The sequence below is a fragment of the Pseudoalteromonas sp. S3178 genome (assembly GCF_005886985.1).
Lineage (GTDB): Bacteria > Pseudomonadota > Gammaproteobacteria > Enterobacterales > Alteromonadaceae > Pseudoalteromonas > Pseudoalteromonas carrageenovora.
This window is the reverse complement of sequence record NZ_PNCW01000669.1, coordinates 1-301: the sequence shown is the minus strand read 5'-3', so window position 1 is coordinate 301 and position 301 is coordinate 1. Positions and strand designations below refer to the sequence as shown.

General features: G+C 44.2%; 1 protein-coding gene. It reads left to right on the top strand.

Annotated elements, in window-relative coordinates:
• Positions 1-301, top strand: a 301-nt coding sequence (locus CWC11_RS22690; RefSeq protein ID WP_283241048.1) for a 4-hydroxy-tetrahydrodipicolinate reductase, incomplete at both ends; no start/stop codon positions are given.

The window sequence follows — 301 nt, the reverse complement described above, 5'->3', positions numbered from 1 at the left end:
ATTTTTGAAGCACATCATCGCAATAAAATTGACGCGCCATCAGGGACAGCATTAGCTATTGGTGAAGCAATTGCGCACGCAAAAGGGTGGGATCATGATGAAGTCGCTCGGTTTGATCGTACACAAGTGGAAGAAGCTAAATCTCAAAATGAGATTGGTTATTCTGTCCTTAGAGCTGGAGACATAGTAGGAGAACATACGGCTTACTTCGCTACGATGGGTGAAAGGCTTGAATTAACTCATAAAGCAGCATCTCGTTTGACCTTTGCCTCTTGTGCTGTAAGGGCTGCAAAGTGGTTGA